Here is a 2,190-nt window from a genome sequence, read left to right on the forward strand (position 1 = left end):
CCTTGGCTTCCTCTTCAAGGGAACGTTCGAGAACAGAAGACAGCTTCACCACCACTTGATAGGTCAAGGCAACCGTCCAGCTGCTCGCCATGTATTTCTTCAAGTTGGCATTCGCAGGCTGCAGCGTATCATCCCAGTCTCCATCTCCATAAGAAGATAAGAACGTATCATGAAGGAAATGTTCCTTTATATAGGTAAGCTCCTTGCGGATATGGTGAAGCAGCGTTTCCTTTCCTTCTGTAAAACCAAAGCCATTCCGCTCTGTATACGGAATTTCCTCATGTAAAATCCCGTAATCATTCGTTGCCCCAATATAATCGCTTACCACCTTCAGCGGCCAAACGATGATATCCCCGTGGCTATCATCCTGCTGGATCTTGTAGTACTGATCGAACATGAACCATTGCGGCCAATTTCCGTTGTCTTCGTATTGATGCGAGTAAACAGTCTTGATGATTTCTTTGACAGATTCATAGTTTTGAGTAGCCATGAAGTATTCCGTCGGTCCCTGGCAAACATCACGGGTCCCCCATGCAGCACCGCCATATTGCTCCAGGCCATGAGGCACGGAGTAATGGACCAGCATATTATGGGTGTACCACCAAGCGAGCGCGTTCACTTTCCCCAGGCCGCCAGATATGGCTGAACCTTGTGAAAGGTTAAATCCGTTCATCACACCTCTGTAGTAATCACGGTATTTCTCGATCTCTTCATTCATGTCACGGACTGCAAACTCGGTCTCTTTACCTTCCAGAAGACCCTGCACGGTCAAATTCCATTCTGCAGAAGCACACACATCTAACACGACCAGGGATGCAGCACCTACCTCTACATTGTCAGCCAGCATTTCTTCGCTGCCGGCCTTGAACTCCGCGCCGTCCACTTTCATTCGATAACACAAGTGAGGGAAGGTTGAACTGCTGTCCGATACTTGATCGGCGGTGATGGTTAGGATGCCGCCGTCCCGTTTCACGTAGAACCCTGTTTCATATTCATTATTATTCATCGTCACCTGGTTCGTCACGAGGTAGCGGTACGTGTTGCCTTGAAGTGATTTAACATTCAGCTGTACTTCAGGCGAATCGACCACAGTATAATTGGTCACGATAATCGTATCTGCTTCCGTTCTGTAGTACCAGCGCGCATAGTTGAACCCGAGCTCGAACATCGACGGCATTGTCAGTAAACGGTAAACACCATCCACCTCTACATAGATGCGCTGCCCCGAAGTCTTCATCATATTCAGGTGACTCCGCTGATTCGTCATCATTTTGTTAAAAGAAGTGTTCCCGACTACCAGCTGCGAATTAAACAATCCGTACATGAACGAGGTCGTTGTCATCGTATTGTCTTTCAGGCGGTGATTTTCACCCGACATCAGGATATGGCCATGTGGCCGTTCCACCATTAATTCTTTCTCTTTCATAATCACATGTTCATGCGTATCAGTGAAGAAGGATAGAAGTGTGCCGCCTTCCCGTTCTTCATTATGACGATTTGCAAAAAATCCCTCTACGTCCTCCTTTGTCATGGATAGCGTTCTTAGCGGCTTGCCGATTTCAGATCTTAATCGAGTCTTCACATCAGAATTGCTGAACTGAGAAGCGACTGATTGCGCTTCTTCCCATGCTGCTGTAACTTCTTCTTCATATTCCAGAGAACCGATCGCTTCTGAATGATCACCTTTAAACAGACCATAAAACGTAAAGCGCTCTTTGCCGTTCAACTTGACCTTCCGGGATTGGAGTGCTGTATAGGCAAACTCATACTGATATACTTCGTTCGCCAATGACTTCTGTTTCAATATCTCAGGCTCATCACTTTCTTTATAAGACAACCCGAAGAATTGGAAGCCGTCAGTGGAATAGCCTGCCGATTGCCCAAGAGAACCTTGCTGAATATAAGGGAATCCGCTTGATTGCGGCTGATTTTGACGCGAGCAGACAACATAGCCTTTCTCTGCACTTTCAAATACACGGTGATCGATATACTGTGACATGTAAGCCTCATTGGACCTGACCGCACCTTTATCTGCGAGACCGAGGTCCTGCCCGTACACCACGTCGATTTCCACATCTTGACCGGCGACTTCAATATCCCAGAACCAGACCCCTCTATCACTCAAAGTGAAAATGACTTCATACGTTACACCTTCGAAGGAGCCGCTCCACTTCACCTGAGACTTTGCCC

The 2,190-nt window shown here is 47.2% G+C and carries 1 pseudogene; it reads right to left on the bottom strand.

Annotated features, from left to right (window positions below):
• A pseudogene (locus HP456_RS23130) lies at window positions 1-2,190 on the bottom strand (GH36-type glycosyl hydrolase domain-containing protein); the annotation flags it as partial.

The organism is Bacillus haikouensis, from assembly GCF_013179555.1.
Lineage (GTDB): Bacteria > Bacillota > Bacilli > Bacillales > Bacillaceae_B > Rossellomorea > Rossellomorea haikouensis_A.